This window comes from Pantoea sp. 18069 (assembly GCF_902706035.1).
In the GTDB taxonomy this organism is placed as follows: Bacteria; Pseudomonadota; Gammaproteobacteria; order Burkholderiales; family Burkholderiaceae_C; genus Comamonas.
The window spans coordinates 1-244 of the sequence record NZ_CACSJA010000176.1 but is presented as its reverse complement, the minus strand read 5'-3'; the positions used below and the strand labels follow the sequence as shown (position 1 = coordinate 244).

Here is a 244-nt window from a genome sequence, read left to right as displayed (position 1 = left end):
CCACGCGCTGGGCACTGGCAAACGCCTTGCAGGCTACGGGCCTGCCCGTGGAGCTGGCCTCGGGCGGGCGGACCAAATTCAACCGCAGTGCGCTGGGTGTGCCCAAAACCCATGCGCTGGACGCGGCTTGCGTGGGCCAGGTCCACTCCATTGAAAACTGGGATCGCCCGACCCTGGCCTTGAAGGCGATGGGCCGCGGCAGCTACCAACGCACGCGCCTGGATAAATTCGGTTTCCCCAGGGG

Annotated in this window: 1 protein-coding gene; it reads left to right on the top strand. The window is 66.8% G+C overall.

What is annotated here, in order from left to right; all coding sequences use genetic code 11:
* Positions 1-244 (top strand): hypothetical protein (locus tag GVL12_RS26115; protein WP_200844121.1); only part of this gene is annotated, 244 nt, incomplete at both ends.